At 72.4% G+C, this 20,586-nt stretch carries 24 protein-coding genes; 12 read left to right on the plus strand and 12 right to left on the minus strand.

Translation table 11 applies throughout. The annotated features are described in order from the left end of the window. Nucleotides 1–140: 140 nt before the first annotated feature. Entirely contained in the window at nucleotides 141–1,064 is a 924-nt protein-coding gene (locus ABTY59_RS37100; protein ID WP_469538404.1) for a serine hydrolase, read from the minus strand. A 130-nt stretch (nucleotides 1,065–1,194) separates the two neighbouring features. On the opposite strand from ABTY59_RS37100, the gene ABTY59_RS37105 reads away from it, so the two are divergent. Next, nucleotides 1,195–1,410: a DUF6243 family protein gene (locus ABTY59_RS37105; protein WP_352023560.1), complete on the plus strand. Its 216-nt coding sequence runs from the start codon at nucleotides 1,195–1,197 to the stop codon at nucleotides 1,408–1,410. Nucleotides 1,411–1,595: 185 nt separating this feature from the next. On the opposite strand, the gene ABTY59_RS37110 is transcribed toward ABTY59_RS37105, so the two are convergent. Beyond that, a complete protein-coding gene (locus tag ABTY59_RS37110) occupies nucleotides 1,596–2,066 on the minus strand; it encodes a GNAT family N-acetyltransferase (RefSeq protein ID WP_352023561.1) in 471 nt (156 codons plus the stop codon). Then, nucleotides 2,063–3,031 (minus strand): LysR family transcriptional regulator, encoded by a 969-nt coding sequence (locus ABTY59_RS37115; RefSeq protein ID WP_352023562.1) that lies wholly within the window; start codon nucleotides 3,029–3,031, stop codon nucleotides 2,063–2,065. Before ABTY59_RS37115 ends, ABTY59_RS37110 begins: the two co-directional genes overlap by 4 nt. A 185-nt stretch (nucleotides 3,032–3,216) precedes the next feature. Between ABTY59_RS37115 and snpA the strand changes: the two genes are divergently transcribed. Then, nucleotides 3,217–3,861 (plus strand): snapalysin, encoded by a 645-nt coding sequence (snpA, locus tag ABTY59_RS37120; protein WP_352023563.1) that lies wholly within the window; start codon nucleotides 3,217–3,219, stop codon nucleotides 3,859–3,861. 57 nt (nucleotides 3,862–3,918) lie between these two features. On the opposite strand, the gene ABTY59_RS37125 is transcribed toward snpA, so the two are convergent. The 3 genes from ABTY59_RS37125 to ABTY59_RS37135 are packed head-to-tail and all read right to left on the minus strand — an operon-like array spanning nucleotide 3,919 to nucleotide 5,244. Next, complete coding sequence (locus ABTY59_RS37125; RefSeq protein ID WP_352023564.1) at nucleotides 3,919–4,338, minus strand: DUF6304 family protein; 420 nt, start codon at nucleotides 4,336–4,338, stop codon at nucleotides 3,919–3,921. 42 nt (nucleotides 4,339–4,380) lie between these two features. Next, nucleotides 4,381–4,620 (minus strand): hypothetical protein, encoded by a 240-nt coding sequence (locus ABTY59_RS37130; protein ID WP_352023565.1) that lies wholly within the window; start codon nucleotides 4,618–4,620, stop codon nucleotides 4,381–4,383. A gap of 42 nt (nucleotides 4,621–4,662) precedes the next feature. Continuing rightward, nucleotides 4,663–5,244: a dihydrofolate reductase family protein gene (locus ABTY59_RS37135; protein ID WP_352023566.1), complete on the minus strand. Its 582-nt coding sequence runs from the start codon at nucleotides 5,242–5,244 to the stop codon at nucleotides 4,663–4,665. A 104-nt stretch (nucleotides 5,245–5,348) separates the two neighbouring features. Here ABTY59_RS37135 and ABTY59_RS37140 point away from each other — a divergent pair, with 104 nt between their 5' ends. Continuing rightward, entirely contained in the window at nucleotides 5,349–5,924 is a 576-nt protein-coding gene (locus ABTY59_RS37140; RefSeq protein ID WP_352023567.1) for a TetR/AcrR family transcriptional regulator, read from the plus strand. A 10-nt stretch (nucleotides 5,925–5,934) separates the two neighbouring features. Here ABTY59_RS37140 and ABTY59_RS37145 read toward each other — a convergent pair whose 3' ends face one another. Both ABTY59_RS37145 and ABTY59_RS37150 read right to left on the minus strand, forming a co-directional pair. Then, on the minus strand, nucleotides 5,935–6,978 hold the full coding sequence (locus ABTY59_RS37145) for a family 2 encapsulin nanocompartment cargo protein polyprenyl transferase (protein WP_352023581.1): 1,044 nt from the start codon (nucleotides 6,976–6,978) through the stop codon (nucleotides 5,935–5,937). A gap of 155 nt (nucleotides 6,979–7,133) precedes the next feature. After that, nucleotides 7,134–8,549, minus strand: coding sequence for a family 2B encapsulin nanocompartment shell protein (locus tag ABTY59_RS37150; RefSeq protein WP_352023568.1), 1,416 nt, complete (start codon nucleotides 8,547–8,549; stop codon nucleotides 7,134–7,136). A gap of 253 nt (nucleotides 8,550–8,802) precedes the next feature. On the opposite strand from ABTY59_RS37150, the gene ABTY59_RS37155 reads away from it, so the two are divergent. Both ABTY59_RS37155 and ABTY59_RS37160 read left to right on the plus strand, forming a co-directional pair. After that, entirely contained in the window at nucleotides 8,803–9,393 is a 591-nt protein-coding gene (locus ABTY59_RS37155) for an N-acetylmuramoyl-L-alanine amidase (RefSeq protein ID WP_352023569.1), read from the plus strand. A 48-nt stretch (nucleotides 9,394–9,441) separates the two neighbouring features. Continuing rightward, nucleotides 9,442–10,341 carry a 1-aminocyclopropane-1-carboxylate deaminase/D-cysteine desulfhydrase gene (locus ABTY59_RS37160; protein ID WP_352023570.1) on the plus strand — a complete coding sequence of 300 codons (900 nt, stop codon included), beginning with the start codon at nucleotides 9,442–9,444 and terminating at the stop codon, nucleotides 10,339–10,341. Between the two features lie 63 nt (nucleotides 10,342–10,404). Here the strand turns inward: ABTY59_RS37160 and ABTY59_RS37165 are convergent, their stop codons facing one another. Continuing rightward, nucleotides 10,405–11,997, minus strand: a complete 1,593-nt coding sequence (locus ABTY59_RS37165; RefSeq protein ID WP_352023571.1) for a Na+/H+ antiporter — start codon at nucleotides 11,995–11,997, stop codon at nucleotides 10,405–10,407. Nucleotides 11,998–12,038: 41 nt separating this feature from the next. Here ABTY59_RS37165 and ABTY59_RS37170 point away from each other — a divergent pair, with 41 nt between their 5' ends. The 3 genes from ABTY59_RS37170 to ABTY59_RS37180 all read left to right on the plus strand — a co-directional run bounded on the left by ABTY59_RS37170 (nucleotide 12,039) and on the right by ABTY59_RS37180 (nucleotide 13,939). Next, a complete protein-coding gene (locus ABTY59_RS37170; RefSeq protein ID WP_352023572.1) occupies nucleotides 12,039–12,299 on the plus strand; it encodes a UBP-type zinc finger domain-containing protein in 261 nt (86 codons plus the stop codon). 204 nt (nucleotides 12,300–12,503) lie between these two features. Beyond that, complete coding sequence (locus tag ABTY59_RS37175; protein ID WP_015036094.1) at nucleotides 12,504–12,917, plus strand: ATP-binding protein; 414 nt, start codon at nucleotides 12,504–12,506, stop codon at nucleotides 12,915–12,917. Beyond that, on the plus strand, nucleotides 12,914–13,939 hold the full coding sequence (locus tag ABTY59_RS37180; protein WP_403538284.1) for an RNA polymerase sigma factor SigF: 1,026 nt from the start codon (nucleotides 12,914–12,916) through the stop codon (nucleotides 13,937–13,939). The genes ABTY59_RS37175 and ABTY59_RS37180 overlap by 4 nt, the downstream gene beginning before the upstream one ends. A 9-nt stretch (nucleotides 13,940–13,948) precedes the next feature. On the opposite strand, the gene ABTY59_RS37185 is transcribed toward ABTY59_RS37180, so the two are convergent. Further along, nucleotides 13,949–14,353 (minus strand): hypothetical protein, encoded by a 405-nt coding sequence (locus tag ABTY59_RS37185; protein WP_352023574.1) that lies wholly within the window; start codon nucleotides 14,351–14,353, stop codon nucleotides 13,949–13,951. 86 nt (nucleotides 14,354–14,439) lie between these two features. Here ABTY59_RS37185 and ABTY59_RS37190 point away from each other — a divergent pair, with 86 nt between their 5' ends. Together ABTY59_RS37190 and ABTY59_RS37195 are read left to right on the plus strand one after the other, a co-directional pair. Then, nucleotides 14,440–15,408, plus strand: a complete 969-nt coding sequence (locus tag ABTY59_RS37190) for a diacylglycerol/lipid kinase family protein (RefSeq protein ID WP_352023575.1) — start codon at nucleotides 14,440–14,442, stop codon at nucleotides 15,406–15,408. 318 nt (nucleotides 15,409–15,726) lie between these two features. After that, the gene (locus ABTY59_RS37195) at nucleotides 15,727–15,984 is read left to right on the plus strand and encodes a WhiB family transcriptional regulator (protein ID WP_003953983.1); all 258 of its coding nucleotides are present in this window, start codon (nucleotides 15,727–15,729) and stop codon (nucleotides 15,982–15,984) included. 148 nt (nucleotides 15,985–16,132) lie between these two features. Here the strand turns inward: ABTY59_RS37195 and ABTY59_RS37200 are convergent, their stop codons facing one another. Then, entirely contained in the window at nucleotides 16,133–17,599 is a 1,467-nt protein-coding gene (locus ABTY59_RS37200) for a sensor histidine kinase (protein WP_352023576.1), read from the minus strand. A gap of 442 nt (nucleotides 17,600–18,041) precedes the next feature. Next, nucleotides 18,042–18,638 carry a TetR/AcrR family transcriptional regulator gene (locus ABTY59_RS37205; protein WP_352023577.1) on the minus strand — a complete coding sequence of 199 codons (597 nt, stop codon included), beginning with the start codon at nucleotides 18,636–18,638 and terminating at the stop codon, nucleotides 18,042–18,044. Nucleotides 18,639–18,720: 82 nt separating this feature from the next. On the opposite strand from ABTY59_RS37205, the gene ABTY59_RS37210 reads away from it, so the two are divergent. Beyond that, on the plus strand, nucleotides 18,721–19,485 hold the full coding sequence (locus ABTY59_RS37210; protein ID WP_352023578.1) for an SDR family oxidoreductase: 765 nt from the start codon (nucleotides 18,721–18,723) through the stop codon (nucleotides 19,483–19,485). Between the two features lie 194 nt (nucleotides 19,486–19,679). Further along, nucleotides 19,680–20,465 carry a glucosamine-6-phosphate deaminase gene (gene nagB / locus ABTY59_RS37215; protein ID WP_352023579.1) on the plus strand — a complete coding sequence of 262 codons (786 nt, stop codon included), beginning with the start codon at nucleotides 19,680–19,682 and terminating at the stop codon, nucleotides 20,463–20,465. The last annotated feature ends 121 nt before the right edge of the window (nucleotides 20,466–20,586 follow it).

Here is a 20,586-nt window from a genome sequence, read left to right on the forward strand (position 1 = left end):
CGACCGCCACCACCGGCGCGGTCCTCGGCACGGTCTCGTACCTGGCGCCGGAGCAGATCGAGCACGGCACCGCCGACACCCGCGCCGACGTGTGCCGAGCTCGGCGTCCCTCACGGGCCGGTCGCGTTCCTCTGCGGCGGTCAGCCCCAGGGCACCACGACGTGCGCCTCCGCGGGCGTGGTGGTGGGCCGGTAGCGGGTGGCGGTGCCCGCGGTCGGGATCAGGTCCCGGTGGATCGCCTGGGACACGGCCTGGATCGTGTTCACGCCGTAGTTCATGGTGCTGTTGCCGTCGGTGAGGACGGTGATCGTGTAGTCGCGTCCGCCGCCGTTGAACGTGCCGACGCTGTGCACGCGCCAGCCGCGGGTGGAGCGCTGCAGCCAGCCGTTCTTGACGTGCTTGGCCACGGTGGACGGCGCGCCGGCGGTGGTGCCCCACCGCTGGGAGGTGACGACGTTGCCCATGAGCTTGAGGATGTAGGCGCGGGCGTTGTCGGCCAGGACGTTGTTCCTGGCGGTGATCAGCCCGAGCAGCCGCTGCTCGTCGGTGACGTTGATCCGCGTGAGTCCCCAGTAGCCGCCGGATCCCGGCACGGTGCGGGTCATGCCGGCGGCCGCCAGGAAGCCCTTCACCTTGGTGAGGCCGAGCTGGCTCCACAGGGCGCTGGTGGACGCGTTGTCGGACTTGGTGATCATGGCGGTGGCGAGGGAGGCCTCGCGCGAGGTCAGGGGACGGTTGGCCTTTCTCGCGTCCCACAGGAGCGCGGCGAGGACGGTCACCTTCACGACGCTGGCCGAGTCGTAGGCGGTCGTGGCGCGCAGGGTGCAGGTGGTGTTCGTGACGCGGTCGCGCAGGCCGACGGCGACGGTTCCGCCGCGCGAGGCGAGGGCCGCGGTGATGTCCCGCTGCAGCTTGGCGGCGAGCCCGGCCCGGCCGGACGTGCAGCTGACCTGCGGCGCGGTGGCGGCGGCAGCGGGCGTGGCGCCCGCGACGACGGGCACGAGCATCCCGGCCGTGGCCACGGTCGTGAGCACACGGGCGCGCAGGGATATGTGGTGAGTCATGTGGTCCCCCCCCGAAACGAAACGAGCACGCCTGCGGCGCACTCGTCCTTCATGACGCCCGGAGCGTGCGTATGGTTGTACGAATCCAGAGCGAATCCAGAGCGGTTCACCTCATGACCCGGGAGAGCCCGTGACCGACAGCAAGAACATCAACAACCCCGTGGGCCAGGGCGGCGGCCAGCGCAAGAGGCAGTCCCGCGCCGAGCGGCAGAACAACGGTCCGCACCGCAATCTCGACCGCCGGAACGCGGCGGACAAGAAGGCGGAGCTGGTCCGCAAGATGCGGGAGAAGACCGGCGCGGCCGAGGGCACCGGGCAGGCGGGCGAGGAGCCCTCCCAGGGCTGACGCACCGCCGCCACGGGGCGACACCGTCCGGGGCGGGCCCGGTCTGCCGGCACCCGCCCGAGAGGGGCCCGGCCGCACGGTGCGGCCGGGCCCCTCTCGGCGCGTCCAGGGCCTGTCTTTCGGATCGTGCCGGGCTCGCGGGGCCTGGCACGCGCCCTGATCCGGCCTGATCCGAAAGACAGGCCCTAGGCCTCCGCCGGCAGGGTGTAGCGGCGCTTCTCCTTCGACGTGGCGCCCAGGCGGTCGTAGAAGCGGATCGCGCTCTCGTTCCACACGGGGGTCTGCCACTGGAGTTCCGGGAGGCCCAGGGCGCGGGCCTCCTCGCGGAGGGCGGTGATCAGGAGCGGGCCGAGGCCGTGGCCGCGGGAGGTCTCCGTGAGGTAGAGGCAGTCCATGTGGAGGTACTCCGCGCCGTCCCAGGTGGAGAGCTCCGGGGCGCAGGTGGCGTAGCCCGCGAGGGTGCCGTCGGGCAGGACGGCGACGAAGCAGCGGAGGCGGGACGGTCCGGGGCCGAAGAGGAGGCCGGCGAGACGGTCCGCGAGGCCGGGGGCCGGGGGCGCGGCCTTCTCGTACGCGGCATGCTCCGTGACGAGTTCGACGACTCGGGGCAGGTCCTCGGGGTGTGCGTGTCGTACGACGGCCTCACGTGCGCTCATACGGTCATCATGCACGGTCCCACCGACAGCGTGGCCGTCGTGCCCTGGCGGCGGAGCCACTCGCGGTACGGGGCCGCCCGCAGGGCCACCTCCCGGTAGGCCGCCGCGAGTTCGGCGTACAGGACGTCCAGGGGCGCCTCGGGGCGCGCGTAGAGCAGGAGCCGGACGCCCAGGGGGTCGCCGCGCAGCGGCCGGACGGCCATGTCCTCGCGCGGGACCGAGGTGGGCTGGCAGGGGGCGACGGCCTCGCCGAGGACGATCAGCGAGGCGGCCGTGTGGTAGTCCCCGTGCAGCAGCGGCGGGTCGATGCCGGCGGCGGCGAGGACGCGGCGGAGGCCGTCCCATTCGCCGTCGACGGTCGGGTCGACCATCCAGTGGTCGGCCGCGAGGTCGGCGAGGTCCACGACGGGGTGGGCGGCCGCCGGATGGTCGGGGGCCAGGGAGACGAACTGCGGCTCGCGGGCGACGAGGACCCGGCCCCTGAGGCCCTCGGGGACCCGCAGCGGGCAGCCCTCCACCTCGTGCACGAAGGCCACGTCGAGCTGCCCGGCGGCGACCGTGCGCAGCAGGGCGTTGGCGGAGACGTCCACCCGGAGGCCGACGTCCGTGCCGGGCAGCCGCTGCCGGAGCCGTCGCAGCCAGCCGGGGAGCGCCCGGCTGGCGGTGGAGCCGACGCGCAGTCCCGGGCCGTCGGCGCGGGCGACCGCGGCGCGGGTCTCGGTGACGAGGGCGGCCATGTCGGCGACGAGCGGGCGGGCCCGGCTGAGCAGGGAGCGGCCGAGGGGGGTGGGGCGGCAGCCGGTGCGGCCGCGGGAGAAGAGCTCGGCGCCGAGGGAGTTCTCGATCCGGCGCAGCTGGGTGGTCAACGAGGGCTGGCTCATGCCCAGTTGCCGGGCCGCCTTGTGCAGGCTGCCCGTGTCGGCGATGGCGCAGAGCGCGCGCAGATGTCTCACCTCCAGCTCCATGCCCCGAGGGTAGGGCTGCTCCGGGGGTCGCACCAGACGCCCGGAACCTCTCAATCACCTTGGATTGCAAGGGAGTTGGGGTCATTCGGGTGAGGTGATGCGGTGGGGTTATCGGGGGTTGACATCATCCCCTCGCGGGGCTGCTCCCCCGAGACTCTCTCCTACCCCAACAGGAGGAGCCCCCCATGCGTCACCCCAAGGTCCTCACCTCCGTGCTGACCACCGCCCTCGGCCTCGGCCTCGCCGCCTCGTTCGGTACGGCGCCGGCGGCGGCGGTCGGCACGGTCTCCCACGGCAACGCCGCCGTGGCGTACGCCGGTTCGGCCGAGGAGGCCAAGGCCAACCAGGCCTTCTTCGACGCCGTCGTGAAGTCGGTGGCGAAGAAGCGCGCCGCCGCCCCGGGCGCGGCCGCCGTCACCGTCGTCTACAGCGCCGCCAACGCGCCGAGCTTCCGCACCCAGATCGCGCGTTCGGCGCAGATATGGAACAGCTCGGTGGCGAACGTCCGGCTCGTCGAGGGCGGCAACCCGGACTTCGCTTACTACGAGGGCAACGACTCCCGTGGTTCGTACGCCAGCACCGACGGCCACGGCAGCGGCTACATCTTCCTCGACTACCGGCAGAACCAGCAGTACAACTCGACCCGGGTCACCGCCCACGAGACCGGGCACGTCCTCGGCCTGCCGGACCACTACAGCGGCCCGTGCAGCGAGTTGATGTCGGGCGGCGGCCCCGGCACGTCCTGCCAGAACGCCCAGCCGAACGCGCAGGAGCGGTCCCGCGTCGACCAGCTGTGGCGCTACGGCCTCGCGTCCGCCTTCAAGGGCTGACACCCGGGCACGCGACGGCGGTGGCGCCCCCTCCCCGGGGCGCCACCGTCCCCGGCCTCAGGCGGCCTGGAGGAGCCTGCGGCCGAAGTCCGCCCCGGGCGGCAGCTGGCGCCGTACCCGCTCCAGGGCGCCCTCGAAGTCACCCCCGGCGACGCACGCCTCGAAGGCCGCGCCGCCGTAGTGCAGCGTGAGGCTGAGGTCGGGACGCTCACCGAGCGTCAGCAGACAGGCGAGGGTGGCCTGCTGGGCGGCGCCGTCCACGACGACGGGGAGCGGCAGGTCCCACTCCAGGACACAGCCGGTGAGGGCGCGGCCGCCCTCGTCCGCGGCGATGAGCGCGGCGAAGCTCTCGCCCGTGTACTCCACGCCCCTGATCCGGGTGGCGACGTGCCGCCCGTCGGCCGTGATGACGATCGCTTCCGCGCCGCTGCGGTCCCGGTACCAACCGGTCCAGACTTCTGTCGACTCCGATGACATGCGCGGACTGTAGCGGCATGTCCGGGTCCTGCGCGCGCCCGGTCACCCCGCGGCCGGACTTCTCCCGATCTCGCCGTTCTTGCCGGTCACGTGCGTGCCGGCGGCTTCCGCCCCCTCGTGGAGCGGGCACTCGGGGTTGCGGCAGGGCTGCACCTCCCACTCCGGCACCCAGGCCCCGAGGACCTTGTGCCGGGTGGCCAGCGTGCCGAGCGGTCCGCCGCAGGCCGGGCAGTGCCGCTCGGCCAGGGGGTCCCGCGTCGTGCGAGGCGCCTCGTCACCCATGCGTCCAGGGTAGGCCGCCCCGCGCGAGGCCGCCCGCCGCCGCTACCGCTTCCTGGTGTACGTGCGGACGAGCACGCCGTTGTCGAAGGCGCGCACCGCGCCGAGCTCGAAGTCCCGGGGCTCGAAGCCGGCGCCGAACATCGGCATGCCGGAGCCGTACACCTGCGGGTAGGTCTTGATGACGAGCTCGTCGATCTCCTCGATGAGCTCGCCGGCGATGGTGGAGCCGCCGCAGAGGTAGATGCCCAGGGGGCTGTCCTCGGCCTTCAGCGCGCGCACCCGGCCCACCAGGTCGTCCGAGATCAGCTCGACGTTGGGGTGGGGCGACTCGGTGAGCGAGCGGGTGGCCACGAACTCGCGCAGGTGGTTGTACGGGCTGGTGACGCCGATGTCGAGGGCGAGCTGGTACGACTGCCTGCCCTGGATGAGGGTGTCGTAGTGCCTGTTCTCGGCGTCGACCCCGAGCATCTCCCGTGCGTGCGTCGGGACGGTCTCGGGGTACTCGGCGTTCATGACCGCCATGTACTCGCCGGTCGCGAACTTGAACATGGAGCCGGCGTCGCCCTCGGGGTCGCCGATGAAGCCGTCGATGGTGCAGGCGATGTAGTACGTGAGCTTGCGCAAACCGGTCCTCTTCGTCTCAGGAGTGCGGCCGCGATCGCAACCACGACAGCTATAGTGCTTCACCTGTAGTGGTTACGCAAGACATTTCTTCGAGGGAGTCCGACGTGGTGAGAAACCCGGAACGCCGTACGAGCCTGCTCGACGCCGCGATCGAGGTCCTGGCGGACGAAGGCGCCCGCGGGCTGACCTTCCGGGCGGTCGACGCCCGGGCGGGGGTCCCCACGGGCACCTCGTCCAACTACTTCAGCGACCGCGACCAGCTGCTCTCCCAGGTCGGCGACCGGATCTTCGTCCGGCTGACCCCGGACCCGGAGGACGCGGAGACCGCCATGGCCCCCGCCCCCAGCCGCGAGCTGGTGCTCGACCTGATGCGCTGGATCGCCCGCAGACTCGCCGCCGAGCGCACCTGCTACCTCGGGCTCTTCGAGCTCCGCCTCGAAGCCGTCCGCCGGCCCGAGCTGAGGACCCAGCTCACCAGGGTGCTCGCCGCCGACCTGGAGGCGAACATCCAGGGGCACCTCGCCGCCGGGATGCCGGGGGACGCGGACACGGTCCGGCTGCTGTACTTCGCCCTCACCGGACTGCTCCTCGACCACTTCACGGTCCCGGGGATCCTCGGCGACCGCGACCTGGACGACATGATCGAGACCGTGGTCACCCGGATCGTCCCGGCGGTGTGAGCGCCGGCCGTCAGCGCGTGCGCCGGGTCACGAACTCCGCGAGGGCGAGCAGGTCCTCCGCCGCCGCCAGGTCCGGCACCGCCTCGGCCAGGTGCTCGACGGCCCGGCCCATGCGCTCGGCCGCCTGGGCCTGCGCCCAGTCACGGCCGCCGGCCCGCTCGACGGCGTCCGCCGCCGCCCGCACCGCCGCGGCGTCGAGGACCGGACGGGAGTACAGCTCGGCCAGCTCCTCTCCCGCCGGGGTACCGGAGGTGAGCGCCGCCACCACCGGAAGCGACTTCTTGTGGGCGACGAGATCGGCGCCCGCCGGCTTGCCCGTGCGGTCCGGGTCTCCCCAGATCCCGATGAGGTCGTCGATCAGCTGGAACGCGAGCCCGGCCTCCCGGCCGAAGGCGTCCATCGCCGCCACCTCCTCCTCCCCCGCGCCCGCGTAGAGCGCGCCGAGGGCGCAGGAGCAGCCGAGCAGGGCACCGGTCTTCGCGGTGGCCATGGCCAGGCACTCGTCGAGCGAGACCGCCCGGGGGTCGCGCCGCTCGAAGGCGCAGTCGGCCTGCTGGCCGGCGCAGAGCTCGATGACGCAGTCGGCGAGCCGCGCGGAGGCCCGGGCGGAGGCGGGGTGCGGGTCCTCGGCGAGCAGCCGCAGCGCGAGGGCGCTCATGGCGTCCCCGGCCATGAGGGCGTCCGGGACGCCGAAGACGGTCCAGGCGGTGGGCCGGTGCCGCCGGGTGGGGTCCTCGTCGACGATGTCGTCGTGGAGGAGGGTGAAGTTGTGCGCGAGCTCCACGGCCGCCGCCGCGGTCACGGCCCGGGCCTCGTCCGCGCCGAGGGCACGGGCCGCCGCGAGGACCAGGGCGGGCCTGATCGCCTTGCCCGGCGGGCCCTCGTCCGGGGTGCCGTCGGCGCGCTCCCAGCCGAAGTGGTACATCGCCACGCGCCGTATGGAGCCCGGCAGGGACTCGACGGTCGCGCGCAGTCGGGGATCGACGGCCGTGCGCGTCCGGTCGAGGAGCGTCACGGCGCCCTTGCCGTCGGCGACGGCGTCCGCGCTGGTCATGGTCACGGTCTTTTCCTTCACATCCTTCGCGGCGGTCCGCGGTGCGTTCCCCCGGCGCGGTCCGCCCTGACGATCGACGCGGCGGCCTTCGCCGCGGCGGGCCGGGAGCGCCCGGGGGCGGGAGGGTTCGGACCCCGCCCCCGGGCGCCGTCGGCTCAACGCCAGCGGCTGACCTCGACGTTCTCCAGGACGCCGAGGGCGTCCGGGACGAGGACCGCCGCCGAGTAGTAGGCCGTGACCAGGTAGGAGATGATCGCCTGCTCGTCGATGCCCATGAAGCGGACGGAGAGGCTGGGCTCGATCTCGTCGGGCAGGCCGGTCTGGTGCAGACCGATGACGCCCTGGTCGGCCTCGCCGGTACGCATGCAGATGATCGAGGTGGTGCGGGCGTCCGAGACCGGGATCTTGTTGCACGGGTAGATCGGGACGCCGCGCCAGGTCGGGATGCGGTTGCCCGCGATCTCGATCGTCTCGGGCACCAGACCGCGCTTGTTGAGCTCGCGGCCGAAGGCGGCGATGGCGCGCGGGTGGGCGAGGAACATCTTGGAGCCCCGGCGGCGCGAGAGCAGCTCGTCCATGTCGTCCGGGCTGGGGGCGCCGTCGTGCGGCTGGAGCCGCTGCCCGTAGTCGCAGTTGGAGAGGAGGCCGAACTCCTTGTTGTTGATGAGCTCGTGCTCCTGGCGCTCGCGGAGCGCCTCGACCGTGAGCCGCAACTGCTGCTCGGTCTGGTTCATCGGCTGGTTGTAGAGGTCGGCGACGCGGCTGTGGACCTTCAGCACGGTCTGGGCGACGCTCAGCTCGTACTCGCGGGGCGAGGCGTCGTAGTCGACGTAGGTGTGCGGGACGACCGCCTCGCCGACGTGACCGGCGGAGAGGTCGATCGCGGCCTCGCCGTAGGTGTTGGTGCTCCGGTCGGGGGCGGAGGCCACGCCCGAGAGGTGGGCGGCGAGCGAGCCGGCCCGCTCGGCGAGGTTCCGCACGTCGTCCCGGGTGAGCTCGAGGACCGTGCAGGCCGTGGCGGCCCGGGCGGTCCAGTCCCAGGTGGCGTCCTCCTGGACCAGGGCGGCCTCGCCGAGGTAGGCGCCGTCGGCGAGGACGCCGAGGACGGCCTCGTCGCCGTAGGGGCCCTCGCCGATCTGCTCGATGCGGCCGTGCGCGAGGAGGTACACCCGGTCGGTGGGGGCTCCGGCCACGGCGATGACGTCGCCCGCCGCGTACTCCCGCTGGGTGCAGCGGGACGCGAGCTCGGTCAGCGCGGCCTCGTCCTCGTAGCCGCGCAGCGCGGGGAGTTCGCCGAGTTCGGCGGGGATCACCGCGACGCGCTCTCCGGTCTGGACGAAGGTGACGCGGCCGTCGCCCACGGAGTAGCTGAGCCTGCGGTTCACCCGGTACGTGCCACCCTGCACCTGGACCCACGGCAGTGTCCGCAGCAGCCACCGGGAGGTGATCTCCTGCATCTGCGGGGCCGACTTGGTGGTGGTGGCGAGGTTCCGCGCGGCGGCGGTGCCGAGACTCTGCTGCGGGGCCTGCTGCTCCGCGCGGACCTCGCCGTCAACCGAACCAACGGACATGGAACTCCCTCTCGTATGACTGAGTTGCGAGGGAAGCCTTTCAGCACGGTGCGTATCGGCGCCATTACACATTCGGGTGGGACTGTTCGACGATCTTCGGGGCATGCCAGGCGATTCGACTCCGAACAGCGCAGCTCCGGGCGTCTCCTGACGCACTGGCCGAAACGGCTCGCACGCGACCCGAACGGATGGCAGCGGAGCGGCGGACTCCGGTACTCCGGTAGCTCACCCCGCCCTCCGGAAGGAGTCGGTCATGGCCTCACCCCTGTCCGCGAAAAGGTTCCTCGGCGCGCTGCGCGACGGGGGCCTCGCGGTCGTCCAGGTCGGCGACTGGACCACCCACAACCGCAACCACAAGGGCCCCTGGGGCCCGGTGCACGGCGTGATGATCCACCACACCGTGACCCGCGGCACCGCCGCGACCGTCCGGCTCTGCCGGGACGGCCACGAGAACCTGCCCGGGCCGCTGTGCCACGGCGTGATCGCCAAGGACGGCACGGTCCACCTCGTCGGCTACGGGCGCGCCAACCACGCCGGGCGCGGCGACGACGACGTCCTCCGCGCGGTCATCGCCGAGCGGAGCCTGCCGCCGGACGACGAGGCCACCACGGACGGCAACCGGCACTTCTACGGCTTCGAGTGCGAGAACCTCGGCGACGGCGAGGACCCGTGGCCGGAGGTTCAGCTGGAGGCCATCGCGAAGGTCGCGGCGGCCGTCTGCCGGGCGCACGGCTGGACGCACCACTCGGTGATCGGCCACCGGGAGTGGCAGCCGGGGAAGGTGGACCCGCGCGGGTTCACGATGGCGTCGATGCGGGAACGGATCGCCGGCCTCCTGCGCTGACGCCGCCCGGACCCGCGCCGCCCCGCGCGGGACGGCGAGAATGGCCGGGTGACCGTGTTCGACCTCTCCCGTCTGCGGCCCCGGCTCCCCTCGCCCCTGGAGCCGGTGGCGGACGAGCGCTTCGCCCGGCGCGGCCTCACGCTGCTCCTGAAGCGCGAGGACCTCATCCACCCCGAGCTGCCCGGCAACAAGTGGCGCAAGCTCGCGCTCAACCTGCGCGAGGCGGCCGGCCGGCCCGTGCTCACCTTCGGCGGCGCGTACTCCAACCACCTGCGGGCGACGGCCGCCGCCGGCCGGCTGCTCGGCTTCCCCACGGTCGGGGTGGTCCGCGGCGACGAGCTGGCCGGGCGCCCGCTCAACCCCTCGCTCGCGCGGTGCGCGGCGGACGGGATGCGGCTGCTGTTCGTGGACCGGGCCACGTACCGCGCGAAGCACGACCCGGCCACGCTCGCGGGGCTCCTTGAGCGGGCCCCCGCGGGCGCGTACGTGGTCCCGGAGGGCGGCAGCAACGCGCTCGCCGTCCACGGGTGCGTGGAGCTGGGCCGCGAGCTGGCCGGGGCGGCGGACACGGTCGCGGTCGCCTGCGGCACCGGCGGCACCCTGGCGGGGCTAGCGGCCGGTCTCGCGCCCGGGCAGAACGCGCTGGGCGTCCCGGTGCTCAAGGGCGGCTTCCTCGGCGGGGAGGTCCGCGCCCTCCAGGAGACGGCGTTCGGCGGCCCGCGCGGTGACTGGAGCCTGGACGAGCGGTTCCACGGCGGGGGCTACGCGCGCGTGTCGCCCGCTCTGGAGGCGTTCGCGCAGGACTTCGAGGCGCGGCACGAACTCGCCATCGAGCGGCTTTATGTGGCCAAAATGCTGTACGGCCTGACGACCCTCGCGGAGGAGGGCGCCTTCCCGTCCGGCACCCGTCTCGCGGCGGTGATCACGGGCGCGCCGGACGGCGTCTAGTGCCACGGCACTAGGGGGCGTGCCGGGCGCCGCGGGTGCTGTGCGGGACTTTCGAAACACCCCCTAGTCGGCCTCGCGGAACGCGGCCGCCTCCTCCAGGTCGAGGCGGCGGAGCAGGGTGCGCATCATCTCGTCGTCGATCCGACGGGCGTCGCGCAGCCGTACGAAGACCTCGCGCTCGGCGTCGATCATCTCGCGGGAAAGCCGCCGGTAGGTGTCGTCGGCGGTCTCGCCGGTGATCTCGTTGACGGCGCCGAGCCGTTCCCACACGGAGTTGCGGCGCCGCTCCATGACCGTGCGCAGCCGGTCGGCGAGGGGCTTCGGCAGGGCGTTGCGCTCGTCGGCGAGGAGCGCGTCGAGGCGTTCCTCCGCGGCCGTCGAGGCCTCGCTCTGGGCCTGGGCCTCGGCGAGGGTCTCGGCGTACCGGTCGCGTCCGGGGAGCTTCAGGAGCCGGATGAGGGGCGGCAGGGTGAGGCCCTGCACCACGAGGGTGCCGATCACGGTGGTGAAGGTGAGGAACAGGACGAGGTTCCGGGCCGGGAAGTCGACGCCGTCGGTGACGACGGGGATGGAGAAGGCGATGGCCAGGGAGACGACGCCGCGCATGCCGGCCCAGCCGACGACGAGCGGCGCCCGCCAGTCCACCTCGGGCTCGCGCTCCCGGATGCGCGGGGACATCCAGCGGGGCAGGAAGGTCGCCGGGTAGACCCAGACGAAGCGGACGACGACCACGGCGACGAAGACCCCGGCCGCGTACCAGGCCGCCTCGCCCATGCCGTACCGGCCGAGTCCCCTGACGACGTACGGCAGCTGGAGGCCGATCAGCGCGAAGACGGCGGACTCCAGGACGAAGGCGACCATCTTCCAGACGGCCTCCTCCTGGAGGCGGGTCGCGAAGTCGACCTTCCAGGCCTTGTGGCCGAGGAAGAGGCCGACCACGACGACGGCGAGCACTCCGGAGGCGCCGACCTCCTCGGCGGCGGCGTACGCGATGAACGGGATCAGCAGGGAGAGGGTGTTCTGGAGCAGCGCCTCGGTCAGATGGGTGCGCAGCCAGTGGATGGGGACCATCAGGACCAGACCGACGCCGATGCCGCCGACCGCGGCCAGGACGAACTCCCAGAGGCCGCCGGCCCAGCTGATGCCCTCGCCGACGGCGGCCGCGAGGGCGACCTTGTACGCGGTGATCGCGGTGGCGTCGTTCACGAGGGACTCGCCCTGGAGGATCGTGGTGATCCGGTTCGGCAGGCCGAGCCTGCGGGCGATGGCGGTGGCGGCGACCGCGTCCGGCGGGGCGATCACGGCGCCGAGCACGAGGGCGGCGGTGAGCGGCAGGTCGGGCACGAGGACGTACGCGAGCCAGCCCACGGCCACGGTGGCGAAGAGGACGTACCCGACGGACAGCAGCGCCACGGGCCTGATGTTGGCCCGCAGGTCGAGGTACGAGGAGTCGACGGCGGCCGTGTAGAGGAGCGGCGGCAGGATCAGGGGCAGCACGATGTGCGGGTCGAGGGTGTAGTCGGGGACCCCGGGCACGTACGAGGCGGCGAGGCCCACGGCGACCAGGAGCAGCGGCGCCGGCACCGGGGTCCTCCGGGCGAACCCGGCCACGGCGGCGCTCGCCGCCACCAGCCCCACCAGCTGCAGTGCGTCCATGATCCCGACCCCGTCCCGTGCCGCAACGTAACCTGGCCATCATGAGTGAGTGCCCGCACGTAGCCGAAATGCCGCGCCCCGAACCGGTGCCGCTGGCCGACACCTGTCCCGAGTGCCGTGCGGACGGCACGCATCCGGTCCAGTTGCGGCTCTGTCTGACCTGTGGGCACGTGGGCTGCTGCGACTCCTCGGCGGGACGGCACGCGACGGGGCACTTCTCCTCGACCGGGCATCCGGTGATGCGGACCTTCGAGCCGGGCGAGGCCTGGCGCTGGTGCTTCGTCGACGGTTCGATCGTCTGACGGCTGGGTACGTCACCCCTCCGCGGGTTCTCCGCGGCTGCCGGGCGGGGGCAGGGGATCCACGGGTCCCCGGGGCTCACGGCGACACGGCAGGATGGATCGCGATAGCGTCACGGCGGACCGCGCAGGCTCCCTGCGTGCCGCCCGGTCCGGGGGCCTCTCCCCCCGGACCCCGAATGAGCTTGTGCCACCTTGGAGGTGAGGGTGTCCCAGATCGCAGGCGAGCCCGGGACCCAGGACTTCGTGGAAGTCCGGCTGCCCGCTGCGGGTGCCTATCTGTCCGTGCTGCGTACGGCCACGGCCGGCCTCGCGGCGCGCTTGGACTTCACCCTCGACGAGATCGAGGACTTGCGGATCGCGGTCGACGAGGCCTGCGCCATCCTGCTCCAGCAGGCCGTGCCGGGGTCCGTCCTCAGCTGTGTCTTCCGGCTGGTCGACGACTCCCTCGACGTGACCGTCTCCGCCCCGACGACGGACGGCAGGGCGCCCGAGCGCGACACCTTCGCGTGGACCGTGCTGTCGGCGCTGGCCGGGAAGGTGGAGTCGTCGGTGGCCGAGGACCGTACGGTCTCGATCAGCCTGTACAAACAGCGCGGCGCGGGGCCAGGCCCGGCGTGAGGAGCGGGGACGCGACGGCCGGCATCCCTGAGCAGCAGGCGCGGCCGAACAGGGTCGCTACGGAGCAGGCGGACCACATGAGCGAGCACGAGCAGCACCACGAGGTTCCCGAGACACCAGGAGTCTCCGAGGCCCCCGCGAGTTCCGAGGGCTCCTCCGAGGCCTCCGAGGCGCGGACGCCCGACGAGGCCGAGGCGGCCGGGGCGGTGGAGAAGTCCGACGACGAGGAGGACGACGAGGGCCCGGACGCCCACGCCGTCCCGGACCCGCACGACCGGAGCGGCGCCCGCGCCCTCTTCGTACGGCTGCGCGAGCTGCCCGAGGGATCTCCGGAGAAGGCGGAGCTGCGCAACCGTCTCGTGCGCATGCACCTGCCGCTCGTGGAGCACCTGGCCCGGCGCTTCCGCAACCGCGGCGAGCCGCTGGACGACCTGACGCAGGTGGCGACGATCGGCCTGATCAAGTCGGTCGACCGGTTCGACCCGGAGCGCGGGGTGGAGTTCTCCACGTACGCGACGCCGACGGTCGTCGGCGAGATCAAGCGCCACTTCCGGGACAAGGGGTGGGCGGTCCGGGTGCCGCGCCGCCTCCAGGAGCTGCGGCTCTCGCTGACCACGGCGACGGCCGAGCTCTCGCAGCAGCACGGCCGGTCACCGACGGTGCACGAGCTGGCGGAGCGGCTCGGGATCTCCGAGGAGGAGGTCCTGGAGGGTCTGGAGTCGGCGAACGCCTACTCGACGCTGTCCCTGGACGTCCCCGACACGGACGACGAGTCGCCCGCGGTCGCGGACACGCTGGGCGCGGAGGACGAGGCCCTGGAGGGGGTCGAGTACCGGGAGTCGCTGAAGCCGCTCCTGGAGGACCTGCCGCCCCGGGAGAAGCGGATCCTGCTCCTTCGCTTCTTCGGGAACATGACCCAGTCGCAGATCGCCCAGGAGGTGGGCATCTCGCAGATGCACGTCTCCCGGCTGCTGGCCAGGACCCTGGCGCAGCTGCGGGAGAAGCTGCTGGTCGAGGAGTAGGCCCCGGGCCTACTGACCGGGGCGCCGGATGCCGAGCGCCTCGGTCGTGGCCGGGTTCACCAGGAGGACGAGCCCGGTCACGGCGAGCGCGGCGAGGACGATCCCGAAGGGGATCACGCCCTCGGTCTGCAGCATCTGCCAGGCGACCGGCAGGGCGAGGATCTGGGTGATCACGGCCGGGCCGCGGCTCCAGGAGCGCCTCGTCCACAGGCCGCGGGCGGCGGCGAGCGGGATCAGTCCGAGTGCGATCACGGTCACACCGCCCGTCGCCCCGCTGGTGAGGTCGCCGCCGTCGGCGAGGGCCCGCACCAGCATGTACACGCCTCCGGCGAGGAGCCCGATGGCCTCGACGAGAGCCACGCCCGCGGCTGCGGCCAGGCGGGCGGGGCGGGGGGTCTGCTCCGTACTGCTCATGCAAGGCAGGGTAACGGGGGCGCCGGAGGTGTCCGGGGATCGGGCTGGGCTGGGCCCGGTACCGTCGGGTAGGTACGCTGGCGACCATGCGCGCACTTCTCGTGGTCAACCCGGCAGCCACCACCACCAGTGCCCGCACCCGTGACGTACTCATCCACGCCCTGGCCAGCGAGATGAAGCTGGAGGCGGTCACCACCGAGTACCGCGGACACGCCCGTGACCTGGGACGACAGGCCGCGGACGCCGGGAACATCGACCTGGTCGTGGCCCTCGGCGGGGACGGCACGGTGAACGAGGTCGTCAACGGGCTCCTGCACGACGGGCCCGATCCGGACCGGCTGCCCGGCCTCGCGGTGGTCCCCGGCGGCTCGACGAACGTGTTCGCCCGCGCCCTCGGACTGCCGAACGACGCCGTGGAGGCGACCGGCGCGCTGCTCGACGCGCTGCGTGAGCGGCGGACACGGACGGTGAGCCTCGGGCTGGCGTCCGGGACGCCGGGCACCGAGGACGAATCCGTGCCCGAGCGCTGGTTCACCTTCTGCGCCGGTCTCGGCTTCGACGCGAGCGTCATCGGCCGGGTCGAACAGCAGCGCGAGCGCGGCAAGAGATCGACGCACGCCCTCTACCTGCGCCAGGTGGTGCGCCAGTTCCTGGAGGAGCCGAACCGGCGGCACGGCACGATCACCCTGGAGCGCCCCGGCGCGGAGCCGGTCGAGGACCTGGTCCTCTCCATAATCTGCAACACCTCCCCCTGGACCTACCTGGGCAATCGCCCGGTGTACGCGTCCCCGGAGGCGTCCTTCGAGACCGCGCTCGACGTGCTCGGACTGCGCCGGCTCTCCACTCCGGCGGTGGCCCTCTACGGCACCCAGCTGCTCACCTCGACCCCGGAACGGGGTCCGCGGGGCAAGCATGCCGTGTCTCTGCATGACCTGACCGACTTCACCTTGCATTCGAAGGTTCCCCTCCCTCTGCAGATGGACGGAGACCACCTCGGACTGCGTACGAGCGTGACGTTCACAGGCGTACGCCGTGCACTGCGTGTGATTGTGTGAGTGGAAGGGCCCAAAGTCCTTTCACTCGAACGTTTAGGCGCGCATCCACCCTTAAGAAGTACGGCTGTGACCTAGCCGACACCGAGGAATCAAAAAAAACTTTCCGGAAGGGGTTGTATCCGCCCCTGGGGTTTGGGAGTCTCTTCTTGGCGATCGGGACGGCCCGCAACACCGGCCTCCACTGAGAGCCAGAACCCCACCCCAAGCAACAGGACCACACCAGTTCAACTGGCAGTCGGCCCTTCCCTTGCGGAGGGATTCGTGAAAGCGTTCACATTCACAAGCAACTCGCACGAAACACTGAGAGAGGTAGCAGCCATGGACTGGCGTCACAACGCCGTTTGTCGTGAGGAAGACCCCGAGCTGTTCTTCCCCATCGGCAACACCGGTCCTGCGCTGCTGCAGATCGAGGAAGCCAAGGCCGTCTGCCGCCGCTGCCCCGTCATGGAGCAGTGCCTGCAGTGGGCGCTCGAGTCCGGCCAGGACTCCGGCGTCTGGGGTGGCCTCAGCGAGGACGAGCGCCGCGCGATGAAGCGCCGTGCCGCTCGCAACCGGGCGCGTAACGCCAGCGCCTGAGCCACCTGCACAGCCTGAGGCACGCGGCGCGTACACCGCGTACGCATTCACCGCCCCCGAGCCGCAGCGCGCAGCAGTAACCCACAGCATTCGAGCCCCGGACCGAAGCACTTCGGTCCGGGGCTCGCTGCTGTGCTGCCTCAGCCCGTCACTTCTGCGGCCGTACGGGGATGTCGAGGACCACCTTCGTGCCACGCTCGGCGCCCGGCAGCATGTCGAAGGAACCCCCCAACTCCCCTTCCACCAGGGTCCGTACGATCTGCAGGCCGAGGTTGCCGGCCCGCTGCGGGTCGAAGCCCTCGGGCAGACCGCGGCCGTCGTCCTGGACCGTGATGAGGAGCCGGGCGTCGGCCCGGGTCTCGCCGCGGACGGCGCTGACCTCGACCGTGCCCTGCTCCCCCTGCGTGAAGGCGTGTTCGAGCGCGTTCTGCAGGACCTCGGTGAGGACCATGGAGAGCGGGGTGGCGACCTCCGCGTCGAGGATGCCGAAGCGGCCGTTGCGCCGGCAGGTCACCTTGCCCGGGGAGATCTCGGCGACCATCGCGATGACCCGGTCGGCGATCTCGTCGAACTCCACCCGCTCGTCCAGGTTCTGGGACAGCGTCTCGTGGACGATGGCGATCGAACCGACGCGCCGCACGGCCTCGTTGAGGGCCTCGCGACCGCGGTCGGAGTCCATCCTGCGGGCCTGGAGGCGGAGCAGGGCGGCCACCGTCTGGAGGTTGTTCTTCACCCGGTGGTGGATCTCCCGGATGGTGGCGTCCTTGGTGATCAACTCGCGCTCGCGGCGGCGCAGTTCGGTGACGTCCCGGAGGAGGACGAGCGAACCGATCCGTGTGCCCTTGGGCTTGAGCGGGATCGCGCGCAGCTGGATCACCCCGCCGTTGCCCTCGACCTCGAACTCACGGGGCGCGTAACCGGAGGCCAGTTTGACCAGGGCCTCGTCCACCGGGCCCCGGGAGGGGGCGAGTTCGGCGGTGATCTGGCCGAGGTCCTGGCCGACCAGGTCGGCGGCGAGGCCGAGGCGGTGGTACGCGGAGAGCGCGTTCGGCGAGGCGTACTGGACGACGCCCTCGGCGTCGAGGCGGACGAGGCCGTCGCCGGCGCGCGGCGAGGAGTCCATGTCGACCTGCTCGCCCGGGAAGGGGAACGTTCCGGCGGCGATCATCTGGGCGAGGTCGGAGGCCGACTGGAGGTAGGTGAGCTCCAGACGGGAGGGGGTGCGGACGGTCAGCAGATTGGTGTTGCGGGCGATGACGCCGAGCACCCGGCCCTCGCGGCGGACGGGGATGGACTCGACCCGCACCGGGACCTCCTCGCGCCACTCCGGGTCGCCCTCGCGGACGATCCGGCCCTCGTCGAGGGCGGCGTCGAGCAGCGGCCGGCGGCCGCGCGGCACCAGATGGCCGACCATGTCGTCCTGGTACGAGGTGGGGCCGGTGTTGGGCCGCATCTGGGCGACGGAGACGTACCGCGTGCCGTCGAGGGTCGGGACCCAGAGCACGAGGTCGGCGAAGGAGAGGTCGGAGAGCAGCTGCCACTCCGACACCAGCAGATGGAGCCACTCGAGGTCGGAGTCGCTCAGGGCGGTGTGCTGGCGGACGAGGTCGTTCATGGAGGGCACGATGCGAGCGTACCCGCGGAATTACAGGGGCGGTGAACCTGGATCTCCGGAGCTCCGTGTTGGAGGATGGGCCGGGAAAGACCGCGTTCCTGTGGATGGACAGACAAGAATGGTCTAGTCCACAATGAACGCAACAGAGCCTCCATCCTCCCCGCACAGGAGGATGGACGAGGTACCCGGCGCTCTCTGCCCTGACTGCGCCGAGACCTCCCACACGGCCGCGGGACCGCACACCCCCGGCCGGGCGACTCCGGGCTGCGGTGCCGGGCGGGCTGAGGGTCCCGCCAGGCGCCGCGGCCCGCGGGTTCTTCCGGGCCCTTCGCGCCCCTCCCCGGCCGGCTGACCACCCGCCCCCGGACGCCCCTCAGGCCGGCTGACCACCCGCCCCCGGACGCCCCTCAGGCCGGCTGACCACCCGCCCCCCGGACGCCCCTCAGGCCTCCGGCCAGGCCCGCATCGCCGCCTCCGCCACCGCCGTCAGCTCCTCGGCCGTCGCCCCGTCGCGGGCCTGCAGGGACATGCCCTGGAGGACGGCGCCGCTCAGCCGGGCCAGGGTGCGCGGGTCGGCGTCCGGCGGGAGGTCGCCGGCCTCCACGCCCTCGCGGATGCGGTTCTCGAACGCGGTCAGATTGGCGTTCCGCCGGTCCCGCAGGGCCTGCTCCACCTCGGGGGTCGAGCAGTTCACCGCGGCGGAGATCATCAGGCAGCCGTGCGGGTGTCCGGGCTCGGTGAAGAGCACGGCGGCCTCGCGCAGCAGGCGGTCCATGGCGGCGCGGGCGGTCGGCTCCTCGGCGAAGGCGCGGCCGCCGTAGGCCCCGTAGCTGTGCGTGTACGCCTCGACGACCTCCTCGAACAGCGTCCTCTTGTCGCCGAAGGCGGCGTAGAGGCTGGGCGCGCTGATGCCCATGACGCGGGTGAGGTCGGAGACGGAGGTCGTCTCGTAGCCGTGCTCCCAGAAGGCCATCGTCGCCTGCTCCAGGGCCGTGAGCCGGTCGAAGGAGCGGGGGCGGCCGCGCTGTCTCGTCACCATGGGTGAATTCTATAGCGCTCGCTACGGATCGTGGGGTACGGTCTTTACGTAACGACCACTACAGAAACAGGGGGGCGTCGCCATGGGCGTGCTCGACGGAAGGCTGGCCGGGAAGACGGCACTGGTCACGGGCGGCAGCCGGGGCATCGGGCGGGGGATCGCCGAGCGGCTCGGCCGCGAGGGCGCCCGTGTCGGCGTGCACTACGGGACGAACGAGGAGGCGGCGAAGGAGACCGTCGCCGCGATCGAGGCGGCCGGCGGCGCCGCCTTCGCGGTGGGTCAGGAGCTGGGGGTGCCGGGCGACGCGGAGGCGCTGTGGCGGGCCTTCGACGCCCACGCGGACGGCCTGGACATCCTCGTGAACAACGCCGGGATCGGGGCGTCGCAGCCCTTCGCGACGATCGGCGAAGAGGAGTACGACCGGATCTTCGCGGTCAACTCCAAGGCCCCCTTCTTCCTGGCGCGGCTGGGCGCGGAGCGACTGCGGGACGGCGGCCGGATCGTCAACGTGTCGAGCGGGCTGAGCAGGGCGGCGGCCATGCCGGACCTCATCGCCTACGCGATGTCGAAGGGCGCGCTCGATGTCTTCACGCGCTATCTGTCGAAGGTGCTCGGTCCGCGCGGGATCACGGTCAACGCGGTGGCGCCGGGGATCGTGGACACGGACATCAACGCCGGGTGGCTGCGGGGGAACGAGGAGGCCTGGGCCGGGGCGGCGGCGATGTCGGCGCTGGGCGCGGTCGGGACGCCGGCCGACATAGCGGACGTGGTGGCCTTCCTGGCCTCGGACGAGGCGCGCTGGGTGACGGGCGACTGGATCGACGCGACGGGAGGCTCGCTGGCCTGACGAGGGGTGCGGCGATCCCCGGGCGGGCGGGCTTCGAGTGGCTCGGGGGACAGGGGCGGCCGAGGATGGAGGAGGCGCCGTCCGCGGGGCGGAACGGCATGAGGAGAAGGCCTCTCCTCTGCTAGATTTGGACTTTGATTGGTCTATACCACATGGTCCTTTCTCCAGCCCCTCACCAGATCGGCAGGCACAGCGTGGAAGTTGTCATCGTCAAGGACGCCGAGGCCGGCGGCGAGCTGATCGCGGACGGCATCGCCGACCTCCTGCGCCGCAAGCCCGACGCGCTGCTCGGCGTGGCCACGGGCTCGACCCCGATCCCGATCTACGACGCCCTGGTCGCCCGGGTCTCCGCGGGTGCGGTGGACGCCTCCCGCGCGCGGATCGCCCAGCTGGACGAGTACGTCGGGCTGCCCGCCGGCCACCCGGAGTCCTACCGGTCGACCGTGATCCGCCAGGTCGTCGAGCCGCTCGGGCTCTCCCCCGAGGCCTTCATGGGCCCCGACGGCTCCGCCGAGGACGTGCTGGCGGCCTGCGAGGCCTACGACACGGCGCTGGCCGAGGCCGGCGGCGTGGACCTGCAGATCCTCGGCATCGGCACCGACGGGCACATCGGCTTCAACGAGCCCTGCTCCTCGCTCGCCTCCCGCACCCGGATCAAGACGCTCACCGAGCAGACCCGCGTGGACAACGCCCGCTTCTTCGACGACGACATCGAGCAGGTGCCGCACCACGTCATCACCCAGGGCATCGGCACCATCCTGGAGGCCCGTCACCTGGTGCTCCTCGCCACCGGCGAGGGCAAGGCCGAGGCCGTGGCACAGACCGTCGAGGGCCCGGTGGCGGCACTCGTGCCGGCCTCCGCGCTCCAGCTGCACCCGCACGCCACGGTCGTCGTGGACGAGGCCGCCGCCTCCAAGCTGAAGCTCGCGGACTACTTCCGCCACACCTTCGCGAACAAGCCGTCCTGGCAGGGCATCTAGGGGGTGTTTCGAAAGTCCTGTGCGGCGCCCGCGGTGTCCGGTGCGTGCCCTCGGCGTGCCGGACGAAGGCCCTCGTAGCGGAGCTACTTGGGTCTTTGGCCGGTGCGGCGAGGGGGCGTGC

Source organism: Streptomyces sp. NPDC096079 (genome assembly GCF_040303145.1).
Classification (GTDB): domain Bacteria; phylum Actinomycetota; class Actinomycetes; order Streptomycetales; family Streptomycetaceae; genus Streptomyces.

Coding starts and splice junctions, on each gene's coding strand:
- ABTY59_RS37205 (WP_352023577.1), bottom strand. CDS start 18,638: ATGGTGACGAGACAGCGCGGCCGCCCCCGCTCCTTCGACCGGCTCACG.
- ABTY59_RS37185 (WP_352023574.1), bottom strand. CDS start 14,353: ATGAGCAGTACGGAGCAGACCCCCCGCCCCGCCCGCCTGGCCGCAGCC.
- ABTY59_RS37210 (WP_352023578.1), top strand. CDS start 18,721: ATGGGCGTGCTCGACGGAAGGCTGGCCGGGAAGACGGCACTGGTCACG.
- ABTY59_RS37100 (WP_469538404.1), bottom strand. CDS start 1,064: ATGACTCACCACATATCCCTGCGCGCCCGTGTGCTCACGACCGTGGCC.
- ABTY59_RS37110 (WP_352023561.1), bottom strand. CDS start 2,066: ATGAGCGCACGTGAGGCCGTCGTACGACACGCACACCCCGAGGACCTG.
- ABTY59_RS37115 (WP_352023562.1), bottom strand. CDS start 3,031: ATGGAGCTGGAGGTGAGACATCTGCGCGCGCTCTGCGCCATCGCCGAC.
- ABTY59_RS37130 (WP_352023565.1), bottom strand. CDS start 4,620: ATGGGTGACGAGGCGCCTCGCACGACGCGGGACCCCCTGGCCGAGCGG.
- ABTY59_RS37170 (WP_352023572.1), top strand. CDS start 12,039: ATGAGTGAGTGCCCGCACGTAGCCGAAATGCCGCGCCCCGAACCGGTG.
- ABTY59_RS37150 (WP_352023568.1), bottom strand. CDS start 8,549: ATGTCCGTTGGTTCGGTTGACGGCGAGGTCCGCGCGGAGCAGCAGGCC.
- ABTY59_RS37190 (WP_352023575.1), top strand. CDS start 14,440: ATGCGCGCACTTCTCGTGGTCAACCCGGCAGCCACCACCACCAGTGCC.
- ABTY59_RS37155 (WP_352023569.1), top strand. CDS start 8,803: ATGGCCTCACCCCTGTCCGCGAAAAGGTTCCTCGGCGCGCTGCGCGAC.
- ABTY59_RS37195 (WP_003953983.1), top strand. CDS start 15,727: ATGGACTGGCGTCACAACGCCGTTTGTCGTGAGGAAGACCCCGAGCTG.
- ABTY59_RS37145 (WP_352023581.1), bottom strand. CDS start 6,978: ATGACCAGCGCGGACGCCGTCGCCGACGGCAAGGGCGCCGTGACGCTC.
- ABTY59_RS37125 (WP_352023564.1), bottom strand. CDS start 4,338: ATGTCATCGGAGTCGACAGAAGTCTGGACCGGTTGGTACCGGGACCGC.
- ABTY59_RS37165 (WP_352023571.1), bottom strand. CDS start 11,997: ATGGACGCACTGCAGCTGGTGGGGCTGGTGGCGGCGAGCGCCGCCGTG.
- snpA (WP_352023563.1), top strand. CDS start 3,217: ATGCGTCACCCCAAGGTCCTCACCTCCGTGCTGACCACCGCCCTCGGC.
- ABTY59_RS37200 (WP_352023576.1), bottom strand. CDS start 17,599: ATGAACGACCTCGTCCGCCAGCACACCGCCCTGAGCGACTCCGACCTC.